This is a genomic window from Deltaproteobacteria bacterium (assembly GCA_003696105.1).
GTDB lineage: Bacteria > Myxococcota_A > Polyangia > Haliangiales > J016 > J016.
Window position 1 is genome coordinate 1 of record RFGE01000257.1, and the last position, 18,617, is coordinate 18,617.

Annotated in this window: 10 protein-coding genes and 1 pseudogene; all 11 read right to left on the reverse strand. The window is 76.0% G+C overall.

Annotated features, from left to right (window positions below; all coding sequences use genetic code 11):
• On the reverse strand, window positions 1-187 hold a 187-nt coding region (locus D6689_16440; protein RMH39473.1), incomplete at its 3' end, for a TetR/AcrR family transcriptional regulator.
• A gap of 252 nt (window positions 188-439) precedes the next feature.
• The gene (locus tag D6689_16445; protein RMH39474.1) at window positions 440-1,150 is read right to left on the reverse strand and encodes a hypothetical protein; all 711 of its coding nucleotides are present in this window, start codon (window positions 1,148-1,150) and stop codon (window positions 440-442) included.
• A complete protein-coding gene (locus D6689_16450) occupies window positions 808-2,742 on the reverse strand; it encodes a class I SAM-dependent methyltransferase (GenBank protein ID RMH39475.1) in 1,935 nt (644 codons plus the stop codon). Before D6689_16450 ends, D6689_16445 begins: the two co-directional genes overlap by 343 nt.
• The gene (locus tag D6689_16455; protein ID RMH39476.1) at window positions 2,730-3,890 is read right to left on the reverse strand and encodes a glycosyltransferase; all 1,161 of its coding nucleotides are present in this window, start codon (window positions 3,888-3,890) and stop codon (window positions 2,730-2,732) included. The genes D6689_16450 and D6689_16455 overlap by 13 nt, the downstream gene beginning before the upstream one ends.
• Window positions 3,887-4,669 (reverse strand): alpha/beta fold hydrolase, encoded by a 783-nt coding sequence (locus tag D6689_16460; protein ID RMH39477.1) that lies wholly within the window; start codon window positions 4,667-4,669, stop codon window positions 3,887-3,889. The genes D6689_16455 and D6689_16460 overlap by 4 nt, the downstream gene beginning before the upstream one ends.
• Window positions 4,662-5,402, reverse strand: coding sequence for an alpha/beta hydrolase (locus tag D6689_16465; GenBank protein ID RMH39478.1), 741 nt, complete (start codon window positions 5,400-5,402; stop codon window positions 4,662-4,664). Before D6689_16465 ends, D6689_16460 begins: the two co-directional genes overlap by 8 nt.
• A gap of 11 nt (window positions 5,403-5,413) precedes the next feature.
• The gene (locus D6689_16470; GenBank protein ID RMH39479.1) at window positions 5,414-5,698 is read right to left on the reverse strand and encodes an acyl carrier protein; all 285 of its coding nucleotides are present in this window, start codon (window positions 5,696-5,698) and stop codon (window positions 5,414-5,416) included.
• A 36-nt stretch (window positions 5,699-5,734) separates the two neighbouring features.
• On the reverse strand, window positions 5,735-10,123 hold the full coding sequence (locus D6689_16475) for an acyltransferase domain-containing protein (protein RMH39480.1): 4,389 nt from the start codon (window positions 10,121-10,123) through the stop codon (window positions 5,735-5,737).
• A complete protein-coding gene (locus D6689_16480; protein RMH39482.1) occupies window positions 10,116-17,060 on the reverse strand; it encodes an SDR family oxidoreductase in 6,945 nt (2,314 codons plus the stop codon). Before D6689_16480 ends, D6689_16475 begins: the two co-directional genes overlap by 8 nt.
• 411 nt (window positions 17,061-17,471) lie before the next feature.
• Window positions 17,472-18,047 carry a hypothetical protein gene (locus D6689_16485; GenBank protein ID RMH39481.1) on the reverse strand — a complete coding sequence of 192 codons (576 nt, stop codon included), beginning with the start codon at window positions 18,045-18,047 and terminating at the stop codon, window positions 17,472-17,474.
• Window positions 18,048-18,486: 439 nt separating this feature from the next.
• A pseudogene (locus D6689_16490) lies at window positions 18,487-18,617 on the reverse strand (cell division protein ZapC).

Genomic DNA, 18,617 nt, shown 5'->3' on the forward strand with positions numbered 1-18,617 from the left:
CCGGCAGCCCGGCGCCCGCGCCCGCCGGTAGTCCGGCGCCCGCGCCCGCGCCCGCACCCGCGCCCGCCGACGCCGCGCCCGCCGGCAGCCCGGCGCCCGCGCCCGCCGGTAGTCCGGCGCCCGCGCCCGCGCCCGCCAACGCCGCGCCCGCGGCGCTGGGGATGCGCGCAGCGGCGTTTCCCGCCACCGGTGTGCCGGGGACCGTCCCGGGATACAGCACCTCCCATGCGACGTCGCTGTAGCCTCCGGCCGCGTAGCTCCTCACCGCCTCGGGCCCGCCGAGCGCCTTCGTCGCGCCTCGCGGGAGAGGCCAAGGACGTTTCCCGAGGCGCACTGCATTCCGGAACGGCAGCCACGTGGCGGGTGCGCCTTGGCGCGCCCATGCGGAACGGCAGCCACGTGGCGGGTGCGTATCGGCGCGCCCATGCGCCACAGCCAGCTAGCCGAGCAGGCGGCCGACGCGCAGCAGGGCGCGCTTGCTGCCGGACAGGCGAATGCGACCGCGCAGTAGCTCGACGAGGCCGTTGCGGTCGCCGCGGCGCAGGCCGCGCCACACGTCAACGTCCATCGTCACGGTGAACGACGGGCGCTCGTGCCGGCCGGCGCGCACGTCGACGCGACCGCCGGCGAGCACGAAGTGCCACCAGCCGCCGCGGTCGCCCGTGAGATGGATCTGCGCGATCTCTCCGGCACGCCCGAACCGCTCGCCGAGGTCCGGCTGCTGGGCCAGCACACGCGGCACCCACTCGAGGAAGTAGCGCCCGGGGTCGGCCAGGTACTCGTCCGGGATCGGCGCGGCGCCGGCGCTCACGGGTGCCTCCGGGCGAGCACGCGGTAGGTGTTCGACAGGCCAAATCGGCGCACCAGCGGGTCCGCGAGCGCGTCGACGACGCGGCCCGCGAGCACGAGTGGCACGCCCGCCGCCCACACCGCGTTGCGCCACGCGCGCCGAGCGGCGCCGGCGCGCGGCCGCCACGGCCGGCCGGTGGGCGGCGCGATGCGGTCGAGCAACAAGAACGCAGCGAGGACGAAGTCGACCCGCTGGTGCGCCTCGCCCCGGTGCCACACCACCGGCTCGAAGCCGCGCTCGCGCAACATGCGGTCCAGGTTGCGCCGCGATACGAGGTGCTGATGTTGCGGCTGGAACCATGGAATCCAGTAGCGGCCGAGCAGGCGGCCGAGCGGCGACTCCGGGTCCGGCACCTCGACGAGCAAATGACCGCCGGGCGCCAACGCGGTGCGCGCGGCATCGAGTTCGGCGGCCGGATCGCGCGTGTGCTCCAGGTAGTGGCTCATGCTCACGACGTCGTAGCGGCCGGCGAGATCGGCGGCCAGCTCCGGGAACAGGCCGCGGAAACCGCGGTCGGCCCAGCCGCGGTCGACCGCGTCGTCGACCGCGTCCGACAGGTCGAGCATGTCGAACGCCGTGTCCGGCCACACGTCGCGCGCCGCGCAGCAAAAGTGGCCGTGGCCACCGCCGACGTCGAGCCAGCGCCGCGGCTGCGCGTGGCCGCGCAGCATCTCCGCCCGCGCCCGGTACGGGCCGTCGTGGAACCCGAAGATGAACTCCATCCCGCGCTCGCCGAGGCCGTCGTAGAAGTCGCGGTAGTAGAAGTCGAGCCCCTCGAGTGACAGCCGCGGGTTCTGGAACACGTGGCCGCAGTCGCGACACCGCTCGAGCGTGAACCGCCCCGGTTTTTGCTGCAGCAGGTCGGTCGTGCGCAAGTGAACGCGCAGATCGCGGCCGCCGCAGAGCGGACAGGTGTCGCGCCGCGGCTCGAAAAACCGATCGATGCCGCGGTCGAGCAACGCGCCGTACGTGGGGCGCAGCGCGTCGACCGGATCGGGGTCGCCGGGCGCGGGCGGCCGGCGGCGCGCGACCGTGACCGCCCACAGCGCCAGCTCGTACGGCAGCCGGGCGAGCGCGACCCACCACAGGTCCCGGCTGCGGACGGGCGTCCCCGCGATCGCGATCACCGGCTGCAGATGCAACGACACGAGCGCAGCGAGTCCCCACGCGGGAGCCATCGCGAGCCCGGCGACGATCGCCGCGAACACCGCGAACTGCGCGCCCAGCACGAACGGGGTCGCGCCGCCGACGACCTCGCGGGTGACGGCATAGCGCCACGCGAGCGACTCGCGCGGCGCGCGCAACCGCGGCGCGACCGCCAGGTCGGTGCCGGTACACGCGTACCGCTTCAATCGCGCCGCGAACCGCGCGAATCGCACCGGATCGGCGACGTCGTTTTCGCAGGCGCGCGCACGCCGGACCAGATCGGCGGACACCGCGACGGCGGCACCGGCCGTCCGCCCCGGCGCGAGCCGGCGCCGCCGGTAGCTCGGCACGTCGACGAGCTGCGCGAGCGCCATGGCGCGAACCGCCGGCAGATCCCGCGGCACGAGGTCGACCGCGTCGAGGCGGTGGCGCCGCGCGTACGCCCGAGCGGCGACGACGGTCTCCGCGTCGACCTGCGCGCCGGGCGCGGCGAACACGGCAAAGTCGTCATCCGCCGCGCCGGGCGCAGACGGAGCGCGCGCCTCCCCGTCGCGTTCGGCCGCCGCCGCAGGCCGGCCGGCTTCCCGCGCGGCCGCCTCGGACGCGGACGGCGCGTCGCCGGAGCCGGCGCCGTCGCCGCGCGCGTCGCCGAGCACGGCGAGGGCCGAAAGCCGCCCGCGCATACGCACCGCATCCACGGCGAACACGGCCGCGAGCACCGCCATCAACCACGTCATGCCATCCACTCCTCGATCAAGTCCGCCGCGCGCGGCGCACCGCCGGCGCGGGCGAACGACTCCGCGATCCGCGAGGCCGCTTCGGCGAACGCCGACTCGTCGAGCACGCGCATCACCGCGTCGCGCAGCGCGGGCGCGCGCACCCGGCCGAACTTGACGCGGATGCCCGCGCCCGCCTCCACGACCTGCTGAGCGACCACCGGCTGATCGTCGACGATCGGCGCGACGACGAGCGGCCGCCCGTGGGCCAGCGCCTCGACCACCGTGTTGTGGCCGGCGTGGCACACGACCGCGTCGACGTGTGGCAACAGCGCGAGCTGCGGGACGAAGTCGCGCCGCAGGACGTTGTCGGGCATGGCGGCGGGCGCGCAGTCGCGCGGCGCGACGAGCACGACCTGAATCGGACCGCCGCCGAGCGCCTCGACCACCTCGCCGAAGAACCGGGCGCCGGCGCGCGCGTTGACCGTCCCGAGCGTCACGAGCACGCGCGGCCCGTCGCGCAGCGCGCTCCACGGGAAGTCGACCGGCTCGGGCCGATCGCTGATCGACGGGCCGACGAACTCGACGCGCCCGGGCAGCGCCGCGTCGCCGACGAGCGCCCGCGTGGAGAACGCGACGACGAGGTAGGGCGAGCGCTCCGGCGCCGGCCCCGCGTCGACCCCGGCGGCGGCGAACAGCCCCGCGATCAGTTCGTCGAGCCACGCGCGCACCTTTGGCAGCCCCGCGAGCGGATCGACCACGCCGGCGGACGTCGTGGCGAACGTGACCCACGGCAGCGCGCGTCGCCGCGCGGCGATCGCGCCGGCGACCGCCTGCTGGTCGACGACGACCACGTCGGGGCGCCACCGATCGATCGCCGCGTCGACGCCCGGCACCATCTGGCGCGCCAGCGGCGCGAAAAACTCCTCCCACAACAGCTTGAGCCGCGCGGCGCCGCGGGCCGCCGTGGCGCGCGCCGCGATCGGTGCGGCGACGTCGTCGGGCACGTCGTCGTCGAGCGCGAACCGCGTCGCATCGGGCGGCAACGCCCGCGCCAACGCCCGCGCGTGGCCGACCCACGCGACCGCGTGGCCGCGTGCCGACAGTTCGCGCGCGACCGACACCGTGGGATTGATGTGTCCCATCAGCGGCGGGACGACGAACAGCACGCGGCTCACCGAGCTCCCTCCGCGAACCAATCGGCGAGCGCGCCGCACACCTCGTCGGTCCGTTCCCACAGCACGGAGTGCGTGCAACCGGGCACAATCCGCAGGGCGCAGTCGGGCAGCGCGGCGGCGAGGCGCTCGCCGGCGGCGCGCGCGTCCGACTGCTCGCCGTACAGCGCGAGAACCGGACAGCGAACGGCGGCCAGTTGCGCGCCGGCGAGCGCTGGCGATCGCCGGATGTCGTCGACGAGCGTCGTGTCGTACACGAGCGCGGCGGCGGCCGCCGCCAGCCGCGTCCGCTTGCGCGCGCTGTGCCGGCCGAGCCAGTTGCGAAAGTTGGCCGCGATCGCGCGGTCGCGCGCGTCGCCGCGCAGTTCGAGGGTCGCCGCCATCTTCTCGGCCCAGTCGGGCGCGCCGCCGTGAGCGTCCACCAGCGCCATCCGCGCCACGCGCTCGGGATGACGCGCGGCGAACGCGAGGGCGAGCGCGCCGCCGAAGCTGTTTCCGGCCAGGCCGATCGGCTCGAATACCCCGAGCGCATCGAGCAGCGCGGCGAGATCCGCCGCGAGCACGTCGATGGTGTAGCCGGTGGCCGGCCGGTCGCTGCGGCCGTGGCCGCGCAGGTCGTACACCACGACCGGGCGCGCGCGTGCGACGCGCGGCGCCGCCGTGAAGTACCAGCTCGACAGGTTGTCCATCACCAGACCGTGGACGAACACGACCGGCGCGCCGGTGGTCGGTCCGAGGCGCTGGACGTGGTGACGCACGCCGTTTGCGATGACCTCAGCCATCGAAGAACCTCGCGATCGCGCCGGTGAGCGCGCGCGGCTGATCGAGGTGCAGGTAGTGGCCGCCGTCGAGCACGACGAAGTCGGCGCGCGGGATGGCGCGCGCGAGCCGCTCGCCGGCCGGCGCGCACGCCGACCGCCGCCCGCAAACGACCAGCGCCCGGCACGACACGCGCGCAAGCTCCGCGTCGTCGACGTCGCCCTCGGCGTCGACGTCGGCCAGCAGCGTGGTGTCGCGCGAAAGACGCGCGAGCTGCGCGACGAGCCGGCGAGCGCGCCGGCCTCCCGCGCCGACGACCGCGCGCAGCTCCGCCGGCAGCGCCGCCGCCATGTCGGCCGGAGCGCGGCGGGCGAACGCCGCGGTCTCGCCCATGCGCGCCGGCGGCAGCGGCGCCTCGACGAGCACGAGCCGGTCGACGCGATTCGGATGGTCCAGCGCGAACCGCAACGCGATCAATGCGCCGTAGCTGTGCCCGACGAGAGCGACTCGCGGCAGGCAGGCGACGACGCCGGCCAAATCGCGCGCCTGCGTGGCGACGTCGTAGCCGGACGGCGGCACGTCGCTGCGACCGTGGCCGCGCAGGTCGTACAGCAGGACGCGCCGGCGGCGCGCCAGCGCCGGCGCGGCCGTGAAATACCAGGTCGTCAGATTGCCGATCAGCAGGCCGTGCAACATGACGACCGGCGGGTCGACCGGCGGCCCCGGCGGGTCGAGCGCGACCGCGTGCAGCCGCACGCCGTTTGCAACTACGAACGACACGCGGCGATGTACTCCACCAGGTCGCCGACCGTGAGCGCGATGATCTCGTCGAGGTCCTTGTCCGCCAGCCACGCGGTGAAGTCGACTGCGTCGCCGTAGTGCTGTTGCAGCTTCTCGGCGAGCGCAACGAACTCGATGCTCTCGAGTTCGAGATCGCGGCCGAAGGACGTCGCCAACTCGATCGGGCCGGTCATGTCGAGGTCGTCGCCGACCACCTCGACGATCAACCTGCGAACCGTTTGCAACACATCGTCTCGCGTCAGATTCGTCATCGACTCACTCGTCCTGCTTCGGTCACGGCGCCTCCGTCACGCGCACGGCGTGCCGCCGTCGTCGCCGGCCGTCCACGCGACGATCGCATCGCCGCGGCGGCGGGTCGTCACCCACGCGCGGTCACCGCCGGCACGCGCGACCAGCATGCGGTCGCCGGCGACCTCGACGACTTCGAAGCGCCTCGGGTTGCCCATCAGGCCGGTGCCGGCGGCCTTCGCGGCGGCCTCCTTGGCCGCCCACACCCGCGCGAACCACTCGTCGCGATCGACGCCGCCGCGCGCGCGCCGCTCGCCGTCGGTGAACGCCACGTGGGCGAACCCGTCGCCGCGCGGCGCGATCGTCTCGACGTCGACGCCGACGCGCGCCCCCGGCCCGTGCGCGAGCCGCGCGACGCCGAGGTGCGGCTTGTGCGCGATCGACACGGCCACGCGGCCGCCGGCGAGCGCGTCGGCCACCGCGCGCGCGCACCCCGTTGCGGCCGCGACCACCGGCCCGCCCGCCGCGTCGCTGTCGATCCGCACCTCGGCGGGAAACACCGCGCCGAGTCCGCGGCGCCACAGCCAGTCGCGCACGGCGTCCTTGGCGGCGATGCGCCCGACGAGCCACCCGCGCTGGCGGCGCGCGCCGAGCCGTTCGTAGACCGCGTACTCGTCTGCGCCGAGATAACGCCGGGCGATCAGCTCGCGCGACGCCGCGCCGCGCCAGCGCTCGACGCACACGTACACGCCGCCGTCTTCGCGCTCCGACAGCATCCGCCGCTCGGGGAACCGCAACATGGGCCAGACGACCTCGTCGGTGTCGAACCGCTTGTCGACCCAGCCGGTCGCGCGCGCCCAGAGCCGCCCCGCGTCGACCAGCTCCATGTCCGCGCGTACGAGCGCGTGGTCGACCCGCCGGATCCACACGGTGCAGTCGACCGCGCGGCCCTCGGCGGGCGGCGGCGCGAACCACTCGATCGACGCGATCCGCACGGGAAATGCGAGCCGATCGACCTCGGTGTTCGCCATCACCCAGTAGCCCATGAGCTGGCCGGCGTTGTCGAGCAGCGCACCGCGCGCCGGCAGCGCGGCGAGTTCGCCGCGAATGCCGCCGGCGCCGATCGGACCGAGGCGGCGCACGCCGCGGTAGGCGGGGCCGTGAAACATCCAGCGATCGTCGTACAGCCGGCCCGCGTCCACCTCCGGGGGGCGCGGATCGCCGATCGGCTCCGCCGACGGTGCGGGTGCCGGCGGATAGGTCGTCGCCACGACGACCGTGCCGGCAGCGTAATCCCCGATCCGCACATCGACGCGATCGGCTCCGTCGAACGCGGCGGAGATGTCGACCTCCGCCGGCGGCGCGACGGCGAGCCAGCGATGCGCCGAAACGTTCTCGACCGCCACCGCGACCCGCCCCGGCGCGACCCGCGCCGCCGCCTCGACCATGAGGTCGATGTGCATCGTCATCGGCACCACCGGAAAACGGTCGGGCCAGTGCGGCCAGCCGTCGCGCTGGCGATAGAAGGTGTGGTCGGCCAGTTCGGGGTAGTCGTCGAGGGACACCCGGTGCCGCCATGCCGCGCGCGCTGGCGGCGGCTGCGAGCGCGGCGGCGCGCGGCGCGCCCGCTCGAGCGCGGCGAGCACGTCGCGCTGCGCGTCGTGCAACAGCGCGAGGTTGGCCTCGAACGCGGCGACCACCGGATCGCGCACGGCCGGCAACCTGCCCGCGCCCGCGCGCACGGTGTCGGCTGCCGGGCGCGGCGTGTCGGCGGCGACTTCGCCGGCCTCGGCCGCTGCGACGGGCCGCGCCGCGCGGCCGGCGACCGCGGGCGCGATCCGGCCGGCGAGCGAGATGCGCGGCGCGCCGAGCGCCAGCGCGACGGGCGCGCGCGGCGCGGCGGGCGCCGGCCGCGGATCGCCGTCGACCGTCACCGGCAGGGCGTCGAACCGCACGTTCACCCCCTCGGTCCACAGCGCCGCGGCGACCCGCGCGAGCTGCGCGAGGCCCGCGCGCCGCGGGCTGTTGGCGGCGACGGTCGCGTGCGGGCGGCCGCGGAGGGTGTCGTCGATGAAGCCGCCGAGCGCGGTCGGGCCGACGAGCACGAATACGCGCACGCCGGCGGCGTACAGCGCGTCGACGAGCTCGCGAAACCGCACCGGCTCGACGAGGTGGTCGACGGCGAGCGCGCGGATCGCGTCGGGGTCGTCCGGGTACGGCGCGCAGGTGGTCGCCGACCACAACGGAATGCGCGCCGGTTGCAGAGGCAACCGGTCGACGACGTCGCGAAACGCACCGACGTGTGCGCGGTACGCGGGAGTGTGAAAGCCCGAGCGAAACGGCAACCGCTGGCACAGGACGCGCTCGGCCCGCAGCCGGTCGACCGCCGCCGCGATCGCCGCCGGTGGCCCGCACACGACGGCCTGGTGCGGGCAGTTGTCGTGGGACACGACCGCGCCGTCGATGCCGGCGATCGCGCGCGCCGCGCGCGCGGCGCTGCAGCCGACCGCGAGGTAGTCGAGGTCGGCGACCCCGACGCTGCCGGGTCGCAGCGTCGCGGCGAACGCATCGACCGCATCCGCCGGTATCATCTCGGCCGCAACCATCCCCGTCCATTCGCCCGCGCTGTGCCCCGCGATGCAGTCGGGACGCACGCCGAGCCGGCGGAGCGCGGCGTCCAGTAACCGGCCGGTGGCGACGAGCCGGGCGGTGTGGCGTTCGATGTCGCTGCCGCGGTCGGCCGCCGCCGCGGGCAGGCCGAAGTGGGCCGCCACGTCGTCGGTGCGCGGCGAAAACTCGGGCTCGATGCCCGGAAACACGAACGCCAGCTTGCCGCCCGCGGCGAGCGCGCCGGACCCGGGCGCGATCCACAGGTCCTGGCGGCCGCGCCACGGCGCGCCGCGCGCCGCGACGCGAGCGGCGCGCGCGCGCCGCTCGGCGGTCGGGTCGACCAGCGCGAGCCGGCACGGCCCCGGTTCGGATACCCCGGTGGCGACCGCACGCGCGAGGCCCTCGGGGGTCGCGGCCGTCACCAGCAGAATGCGCGCGGCCGCCGGCGCCCGCGGCCGCGGCCGCGGCGACGGCCGCGCGCCGGCGTGCTGGTCGAGGACGACGTGCGCGTTGATGCCGCCGAAGCCGAACGCGCTCACCCCGGCGCGCCGCACGCCCGCGTCCCACGCCTCCGCGCGCGCGACTGGACGAAGCCGCGAACCGGCCAGCGCGGGGTGCGGCTCGTCGCAGTGGAGCGTCGGCGGCAGCACGCCGTGGTACACCGCGAGCGCCGCCTTGATGAGCCCGGCGATGCCGGCTGCGGGCATCGCGTGGCCGATCATCGACTTGATCGAGCCGATGCCGACCGGTGCGCCGCGGTCGCCGAACACGCGGCGCATGGTCGCGATCTCGGCGGCGTCGCCCGCGGGGGTGGCGGTGCCGTGCGCCTCGATGAGCCCGACGCTCGCCGGATCGATGCCCGCGGCGCGATACGCGCGCTCGAGCGCCATCACCTGGCCGTCGACCCGCGGCGTCATCACGGTCGACGCGCGGCCGTCGCTGGCGATGCCGACGCCGCGGATGACCGCGTAGACGCGATCGCCGTCGCGCTCGGCATCGGCGAGCCGCTTGAGGACCACCACGCCCACCCCCTCGCCGATCAGCAACCCGTCGGCGTCGCGGTGAAACGGCCGGATCCGGTCGCTGCGGCTGAGCGCGCCGAGCCGCGTGAACACCGACCAGAACGTCACGTCGTGACACACGTGGACGCCGCCGGCGAGCACCACGTCGCACCGCCGCGACGCCAGCTCGCGGCACGCGTGGTCGATCGCCACGAGCGAGCTGGCGCACGCGGCGTCGACGACGTACGCCGGCCCGCGCAGGTCGAGCCGGTTCGCGATGCGCGACGCGGCGAGGTTGGGCACGAGGCCGATCGCGGCGTCGGGGCTGCCGAGGTCGACCTGGGCCTGGAACGCCGCGCGCACGCGTTCGACCTGGTCGTCGGGCAGGTCCGGCACCGCCGCGCGCACGGCAGCGACCGCGCACTCGGCGCCGCGCACGAACAGGTCGAGCCGCGCCATCGCCGGCGTCAGGTAACCGCCGCGGCCGAGGATCACGCCGGCCCGCTCCGGCCGCGGCGGCCGGCAGCCGGCATCGGCCAGCGCGGCGGCCGCCGCCTGCAACGCGAGCAGCTGGTCCGGCTCGGCGACGCGGGCGGCCGCGGGCACGACGCCGAACGCCGCGGCGTCGATCGTGGGTTCGGCAAGGAATCCGCCGCGGCGGCAGTAGAACCGATCGGCTCGCCGCGCCGCCGGGTCGTAATAGCTCGCGTCCCAGCGGTCGGCCGGCACGGGGCCGATCGCGTCGACGCCGGCGCACACGTTGGCCCACAAACGGTCGACGTCCGCGGCGCCGGGGAACGTCCCGGCCATGCCGACGATGGCGACCGGCTCAGCCATCGACCGCCGGCGCCGCCGGCTGGAGCGAAAACGCCGCCGGCTCGGCGCACATCCACACGACCTGGCTCGGTCCGTCGGCGGCCGCCAGCTCCGCGCACAGCGCCGCCACGCCCGCGTCCGGGTCGATCAACTGCACTCCGCGGCGCGCGTACGCCCGGCGCAGCTCGTCGCTCACCATGCCGCCGCCGTCCCACGGTCCCCAGTCGATCGCGACGGCGCGGCCGGCGATGCGGCGGTCGAGCCACCGCGCGATCGCGTCGAGCGCATCGTTGGCCGCGGCGTAATCGACCTGGCCGCGGTTGCCGAACACGCCGCTGACCGAGCCGAACAGCGCGACGAACCGAACGTCGTCGCGCAGCCGGTCGGCGAGCGCGACGGCCGACGCGACCTTGGTCGCGAACACGCGCGAGAACGACTCGGGCGTCTTGTCGCGCGCGAGCTTGTCCTCGACCACGCCCGCGCCGTGCAAGACGCCGTCGATCCGGCCGTGCCGCGCGTAGATGGCGTCGACGAGCGCCGACCACTCCGCGGTGTCGCGCACGTCGACCGCGTGGTAGACGGCCTCGCCGCCGGCGCGCGCGATCTCCGCGAGCGTCGCGCGAATCGCGCGGACAGCGAGCAACCGCCGGCACTCCGCCTCGATGTCGGCAGGAGAGCCGACGCCGCGCGCCGCCAACACCGATCGCAGCGCGCGCGCGTCGCCGGCGGCCGCCAGCTCCGGATCGTCGCCGCCGCCGTCCGGAGGCAGCGGGGTGCGGCCGACCAGTTCGAAGCGACAGCGGTAGCGCCGCGCGAGCTCGACGACGGCCCGCGCGGTGATGCCGCGCGCTCCGCCGGTCGCCACGACGACCGAGTCGCGGTCCAACAGTGCGGCGACCGCGGCGTCGGGCGCAGGTGCCGGCACGACGGTGCGGACGAACCGATCGCCGCCCGCGTAGCCGGCCTCGACCACCCGATCGACGCCGAGCAGTTCCACGCGGATCCGCTCGGCGATGCGCTCCGCGCCGTCGGCCCGATCGAAGTCGAGCGCCCGCAATTTCGCGGCGGGGAACTCGCGCGCGAGCGCCTTGACCATGCCGCCGGCGCCGGCGACGACGCGCGCGGCCCCGTCGCCGAACCGGCCGCCGTTGGGCGTGGCGATCGCGAGCCAGCGAGCGCCGCCGGCGAGCGCCGCGCGCACCCGCGGAAACGCCCGCGCGACCGCGTCGCAGGTCGCGCCGGCCGCCAGCGGCGCCAGATCGATCAGACCGTCCACACCGCCGGCGCGATCGCCGTGCGCCGCGCCGGCGTCGACGACCTCCGCGCGCGCCCCGAGGTCGGCGAGCGCCGAGGCGAGCCGTTGCGCGACCCCGCCACCGTCGTCGACGACGGCGACGCGCGCGCCGTCGAAGGACGTGCCGTTGAGCGCCGGCGGCGGCGCGGGCTCGACGGTGACGACGAACCGGCGCGGCGCACCGGCGGCCGGCACGGCGTGGTCGCCGGCGCGGCCGGCGGTCCCGATGCGCGCGGCGTCGGCTGCCCGCGGCGCGTCCGTCGCGGCGCGCCCGTCCGGCGGCGCGTCCGTCGCGGCGCGCCCGTCCGGCGGCGCGTCCGTCGCGGCCGCCTCGTTCGCCGGCGGCGCGTCCCCCGCGGCCGCGTCGCCGCCGTCGGGCGCGGAGAGAAAGTCGAGGATGCCTCGCAACGTCTTGACCGACGCGAGCTGCTCGACGACCTCGTCTTCGGACTGGCCGCCGCGCGCCCCGAGTCCGACGCGGTCGCGCAGCTCTCCGAGGATCTCGATCCGCTTGATGCTGTCGATCGACAGCTCCGCCTCGAGGTCGAGGTCGAGCCCGAGCATGTCGACCGGATAGCCGGTGCGTTCGGCCACGATCGCGAGGAGCACGTCGCGCAGGTCGCGCGCCTGCGCTGCGCCCTGCGGCGCCGGTGCGGCGGCGTCCGCCGCCGGGCTCGCCGGCGCGTCCGCCGGCGGGCTCGCCGGCGCGACCGCGCGCTCGTCCCCCTCGGCGGCGTGCGCGGGCGCCGGGTGGGCGGCGACCGCCGGCGCGGCGCCCGCGCGCGCCGGCCGATCGGCGGCCGGCCGGGCGCCCAGCCATGCGAGCATCACGTCGCGCTGGGCCGCGATGACCTCGCGCATGTTGCGCAGGTACTCGACGACCGCCGCCTCGGAGCCCGGCGCGGAGCCCGGCTCGGTCCCCGCGCCGGCGACCGAGCGCGTGCCGCTCGTTGCACGCGCCACGGATTGCGCACCGGCGCGCGGCGGCGCGACGACCGGCACCGGCGTCGGCCGATAGGCCCCCCGCGGCGGCTCTCCCGACGCCGGCGTCGCGCGGTATCCGTTGACCTTCCAGGTGGACGCGGAGCGCCCGGGCAGCGGTTGACGCATGTCCAACTCCTTCGTATCGCGGCCGGCGTAGAGCGCCGCCGGATCGACGGCGACGCCGCTGGTCGCAAGCTGTGCGAGCGCGCGTTGAAGCGCGCGGAGCCCGTGGTCGCCCGCGACGTCGGTCGGGATCGCCCGGTGCGGCCGATCGCCGAGCGTCAGCTCGACCAGCCGCGTCAACACGCGCCCCGGACCGACCTCGACGAACACGCGCGCACCCGCCGCGTACATCGCCTCGATCTGCTCGGTGAACCGCACCGGTCGCGCCACCTGCGACGCGAGCAGCGCGCGCACCGCCGCGGCGTCGGCCGGGTACGGCGCGGCCGTCGCGTTCGCCCACACGCGGGCCTCCGGCGCGGCGACGCCGGCGCGGTCGATGGCGCGGGCGAGCGCGTCGCGAGCGCCGGCGACCACCGGGCTGTGGAACGCGCACGCGACGTTGAGCGCGCGGGCGGTCATGCCGGCCGCCGCCAGCGCGTCGACCGCGCGCGCGATGGCGGCAGTCGGTCCCGCGATCACCGTCTGCGCCGGCGCGTTGCGATTGGCGACCACGACCTGCGCGATGCCCGCGTGCGCGAGCGCCTGCTCCACCGCGCCGGCCGGCGCGGCGACCGCGGCCATCGCCCCCGGATCGTCGCCGGCGGCCGCTACGATCGCCTCCGCGCGCGCGACCGACAGCGCCATGAGCGCGTCGAAGTCCATCGCGCCGGCTCGACACAGCGCCACCAGCTCGCCGTAGCTGTGCCCCGCGTAGTGAGCGGCGCGCACCCCGAGCCGGTCGAGCAACTCGGCCATCGCAAACCCGGCGACGCCCAGCGCCGGCTGCGCAGCGCGCGTGTCGGTGACCGCCGCGCGCTGCGCGGCGCGCTCCTCGGCGGAGAATGCCGCCGGCGGGAACATGCGCGCGGCGACGTCGCCGGCGCGCGCGAGCCACTGCTGCAACCGCGGGAACGCGACGAACAGGTCGGCGAGCATGCCGACGCGCTGGCTTCCCTGGCCCGGAAACAGGAACGCGACGTCGCCCGCGGCGGCGCCGTCGGCCCACCACACGTCCGCCGCCGCATCGCCGCGGCAGGCGGCCGCCAGCTTGACGCGCAGATCGGCGACGCTGTCGGCCACGATCGCGAGCTGGACCGGGCCGTCGCCGGCGAGCGTGACAGTGCGGGCGACGTCGCGCAGGCGCACCGGGGCGTCGCTGGCGAGCGCGCGCTCGAGCCGACCGGCGCGCTCGACCGCCGCCGCGCGATCCGGCGCGCGGAACCACACCAGCTCGCACGGCCACTCGTCGAGCCCCGCCTCGGGCCGATCCGCGCCCTCGTACGCCGACACGACGCAGTGGAAGTTGGTGCCGCCGAACCCGAGCGCGCTCACCGCCGCGACCCGGCGGTCGTCAGGCCACGGCCGCGCGCGATCGACGAACACGAACGGGCTGCGGTCCGCGCGCCACGCGGGATTGGGTCGTTCGATATGCAACGTCGGCGGCTGGACGCCCGCGTACACGGCGCGCGCGGCTTTGATCAGCCCCGCCATCCCCGCGGCGCACTTCGTGTGGCCGATGTTTGACTTCACCGAGCCGATCGCGCACGACCGCGGCCGCGCGCCGGCCCGTTCGAACACGTCGGTGAGCGCGGCCAGCTCGGTGCGATCGCCGACGACCGTGCCGGTACCGTGCGCCTCGACCAGACCGACATCGGCCGGCGACACCCGGGCCCGCCGGTACGCGCGCTCGAGCGCGCGCACCTGGCCCTCGCGCCGCGGCGCCGTCAACCCGAGGCTGCGGCCGTCCGACGAGCCCGCGATGCCGCGGATGACCGCGTAGATGCGGTCGCCGTCGCGCTCGGCGTCCGCGAGCCGCTTGAGCACGACGCACGCGACGCCCTCTCCGAGCGCGATGCCGTCGGCGCTCGCGTCGAACGTACGGCACTGGCCCGATGGCGACAGCGCGTGCACGCTCGCGAACAGCAGGTAGTCGTTGATCGTGTTGTGCACGTCAGCGCCGCCGCACAACACCATGTCGCTCGCGCCGGTCGCGAGTTCCTTGACGGCGAGGTCGACGGCAGCGAGCGACGAGGCGCACGCCGCGTCGACGGTGTAGTTGACGCCGCCGAGGTCCAGCCGGTTGGCGATTCGACCCGCGATGACGTTGGCGAGCACGCCGGGGAACGAGTCCTCCGTGAGCGACGGCAGGTGCTCGTCGAGTTCGGGCGGCAGCTCTCCGGCCAGTTGCGGGTACATCGCGCGAAAGCCGTACGCGCCCGACAGCTCGGTGCCGGCTTCGGCGCCGAAGATGACCGACGCCCGTTCGCGCGAAAACGGCCGGTCCGCGTAGCCGGCGTCGGCGAGCGCGCGGCGCGCCACCTCGAGCGCGAGCAGTTGCACCGGCTCGATCGCCGCCAGCGACTTCGGCGGAATGCCGTAGGCGATGGGATCGAAGTCGACGTCCGGCAGAAAGCCGCCCCACTTCGACGGCGTCTTTCGCCCCGCGCGCGCGCCCGTCGCGTCCGGGTCGTAGTACAGCGCCGGGTTCCACCGTTCGGCCGGCACCTCGGTGACCGAGTTGACGCCCGCGACGATGTGGGCCCAAAACGCGTGCGAATCGGCCGCGCCGGGGTAGATGCACGCCATCCCGACGATGGCCACGTCCGCCGGCGGCGGTTCCGCAGGAGTCGCCGGGCGCGGCACGTGCGCCGCGTCGATGCGCGCGGTGGCCCCCTCCGACACGTCCGCGTGCAGTTCGGCCATCGAACACACCTCGCCGCGCAGCGCCGCGACCTGGCCGATCATGAACAGCCCGTCTCGCCGCTGGTCCTCCTCGCTCACGCGCACCAGCCGGTCGCCGTCCCGGCGCAGGCCCTTGGCCGCGATGCGCAGCCGGCCGACGTTGAGCCGCTCGAGCTGCTCCCACACGCGCTCGGGCGGCTCACCCGAGCGCTCGAGGCGGCGCTTGTGGTCGTAGAACGCCCGCGCGTAGTCGGTGTCCACGCAGCGGGTCGCGTGGCCCGGAGCCGTCTCGAGCACGACGGTGCGGTCACACGCGAGCGCCGCCTGCTGGAACACCGGCGCGATCGCGCCGGTCGCGACCGCCTCCTCGGTAAACAAGTACGCCGTGCCCATCAACACGCCGACCTTCGCGCCCCGCTCGGCCAGCGGTCCCGCCATCGCGGCGACCATCGCCGCGGAGCGGGCGTCGTGAATGCCTCCGGCGAACAGCACGTGCAGGTCGCCGGGGTCGTCGACGGCCATGAGGCGATCGATCTGTTGCTGCCACAACGAAAAGCTCGACCGCGGGCCGATGTGGCCGCCGCACTCGCGGCCCTCGAACACGAACCGTCGCGCGCCGTCGCGCAAGAACAGGTCGAGCAGCCCGGGCGACGGCGCGTGCAGATAGGTCGCGATGCCGTCGGCCTCGAGCGGCGCCGCCTGAGACGGCCGACCGCCCGCGATCAGCGCCACCGGCGGCCGCGCGGCGCGCACCGCGGCGAGCTGCTCGTCGCGCAGCGCCGGCGGCGCGAATCCGAGCAGACCGACGCCCCACGGCCGGTCGCCGAGCCGCTCGCGCACGCCGTCGAGCAGCGCGCGCGCGTCGGGGCCGCGCAGCAGCGACAGCGCGACGAACGGCAGCGCGCCCGCGCCGGCGACCGCCTCCGCGAACGCCGCGCGGTCGCTCACGCGCGTCATCGGCCCCTGCGCGATCGGATAGCGCAGGCCGTGGGCGGCGGCCAGCGGCGCGTCCGGCGCCAGCGGCCGCGCTCGCCGTGCGGCGGCGATGTGCTCGCCGATCGCGTCGCGCAACGCGGCGACGATGCCGCCCGCGGTGCGATAGCGGTCGGCCAGCGGCCGGGCGAACGCGGCGTCCTGGCCGACCGGAACGAGCTGCGCGCGCAGGTCGTCGGCACCCAGTCGCCGCCGCACGTCGTCGGGCGCGGCGCCGGTCATCGCCGCGACCGGCAGATCGGGTCGCGACAGCACGCGGTGGCCGCCGACCACGACCGTCTCGCTGCCGTCCATCGCCGCGACCGCGCGGCGCACCTCGTCCGGCACCGTCGACTCGCGCGCGAGCGCGAGCTGCGCGTCGACCACGACGCCGGCCGCGCCGCCGGCGATGCACGCGGCGGCCGTGTGCAGGCCGATGCCGCCCTGCGCGTACACCGGGCGGTCCACCGCGGCCAGCAGGCGCTGCAGCAGCACGAAGGTCGTCTCGTCGCCGACCTCGCCACCGCTCTCGGCCCCCTTGGCGATGATCGCCGCCGCGCCGGCGGCGACGGCCGCGCGGGCCTGGTCGACCGACGTGACCTGGACGTAGACCGCGCGCGGCGCCCACGGCGAGAGGTCGGCGCCGGCCGGCACGATCACCGCGGCGACCTGCGGCGGCAGTGCAGCCGGGGCGAACTCCACGCCGCGCGGCACCCGCACGCCGAACCGCGCGCACCGCTCGGCCACGCGGGCGATCGCGCGCGCCGCTCGGTCCGCATCGCGACCGAGGTCCAGCACGGCGAGCGCACCGGCGCGGGCCACCGCGATTGCGAGGTCGGCGTCGGGCCGCTCGCCCGGCGTCAGACCGATGATGCGACAACTTTCGTTCGACGCGAACAACGGGGGCTCCGGCACGGCAGGTGGGGCCTTTCAATCCGCGAGCCAGCCCGCGCGCCGCCCGCGCGCGACCGCCACTGGAGCCGCCAGGGGGAGCCGGGCGCCCTCGCGCCCGCGAGTGCGGCCGCGAGGGCCGGAGTGCAGGGGGGCTGCGTCCCCGCCCGGCGCGACGGCCGCCCCCACCTCCGGGCGGGCGGCGGCGCGACCAACGTGCGCGAACAGGGGGACTGTCGGCGTGGGCGACATCGCCTCCGAGGTGCGGCCATGTGCGGAAAACGGCTCAAAAAAACCCGGCCCCGCGGGAGCGAACAGACGCTCGCCGCGGGATCCGGAACCGAATCCGCAATCGCCCCGCCGCTCGGTCGCGGGGCAGCGCCGTCAGAACGACAGATCGGCCGCGCCGTCGCAGTCCAGGTCGATCCCGTCGGGAATCCCGTCGCCGTCGGCGTCCACCGGTTGGGGCACGCACGCCGGCGGCACGGGCAGATCCGCGTCGGCGACGCCGTCGCAGTCCAGGTCGATCCCGTCGGGCACCCCGTCGCCGTCGCCGTCCACCGGCTGCGGCACGCACGCCGGCGGCGGCACGTCCACGTCGATGTCGGCGACGCCGTCGCAGTCCAGGTCGATCCCGTCGGGAATCCCGTCGCCGTCGGCGTCGATCAGCGGTGCGTCGCACCACTGCACGTCCACCGCGCCGTCGCAGTCGAGGTCGAGCCCGTCGGGCACCCCGTCGCCGTCCCCGTCGATCAAGATCGAACAGCCGAACCAGTCGGTGAGCGACACGTCGGGGACGCCGTCGCCGTCGATGTCGACCGAATCGGGCGTGCCGTCGCCGTCGCTATCGACCAGGTCGATGTGGCTCTCGTCGGTTTCGACGGCGGGGCCGCCCGGGTCGCCGACGGTGCAAGCGGCAGACAGCGCGAGCGCGGCGCACAAGGGAAGCGTGCGGTTCATGGTGGGCATCTCCTGCTCCCGGCGGGGGGGTTGGGGTGGTTCGGTGGAAGCTGGGACGTCCCGGCGCGTTCACCACCGAAGTGGCGCGGCCGAACGAGATCGGCTCGCGAAAAATCGACGTGCCTCGCGGAGCGAGCGGTTCGAATCCGTCGCGCACACGGAGGGCAGCCGCGCGGGATCGCTTCGGTCGCACGCGATGCGCACGCCGGCGCGGCGCGCCGCCGCGGTGACCGCGGCGGCCCGGGGCCCGCGAGCGGCTCGTGGACGTCGCCGCACGAGCTGGGGCCCGCGAGCGTCCGCCGCGGCGCTCGCGCCCCCACGCGACGCCGGCGGCGTTGGACCTCTGCGACAGCGCCCGACTCTTGCGGTGACGGCCCGGCTTGCGGCACGCGCGACGTGCGCCGCGTCCCCGGTGGACCGCCGCACGCCTATTTGGCGGTCTTCGCCTTCGACGCGGCCTTCGCCTTCGACGCGGCCTTCGCCTTCGACGCGGCCTTCGCCTTCGACGCGGTCTTCGCCTTCGACGCGGTCTTCGCCTTCGACGCGGCCTTCGCCTTCGACGCGGCCTTC

What these genes read in the sequence shown, in the direction of transcription:
- D6689_16470 (RMH39479.1), bottom strand. Translation starts at nt 5,698, where the DNA reads ATGACGAATCTGACGCGAGACGATGTGTTGCAAACGGTTCGCAGGTTG.
- D6689_16445 (RMH39474.1), bottom strand. Translation starts at nt 1,150, where the DNA reads ATGGTTCCAGCCGCAACATCAGCACCTCGTATCGCGGCGCAACCTGGA.
- D6689_16475 (RMH39480.1), bottom strand. Translation starts at nt 10,123, where the DNA reads ATGGCTGAGCCGGTCGCCATCGTCGGCATGGCCGGGACGTTCCCCGGC.
- D6689_16485 (RMH39481.1), bottom strand. Translation starts at nt 18,047, where the DNA reads ATGAACCGCACGCTTCCCTTGTGCGCCGCGCTCGCGCTGTCTGCCGCT.
- D6689_16460 (RMH39477.1), bottom strand. Translation starts at nt 4,669, where the DNA reads ATGGCTGAGGTCATCGCAAACGGCGTGCGTCACCACGTCCAGCGCCTC.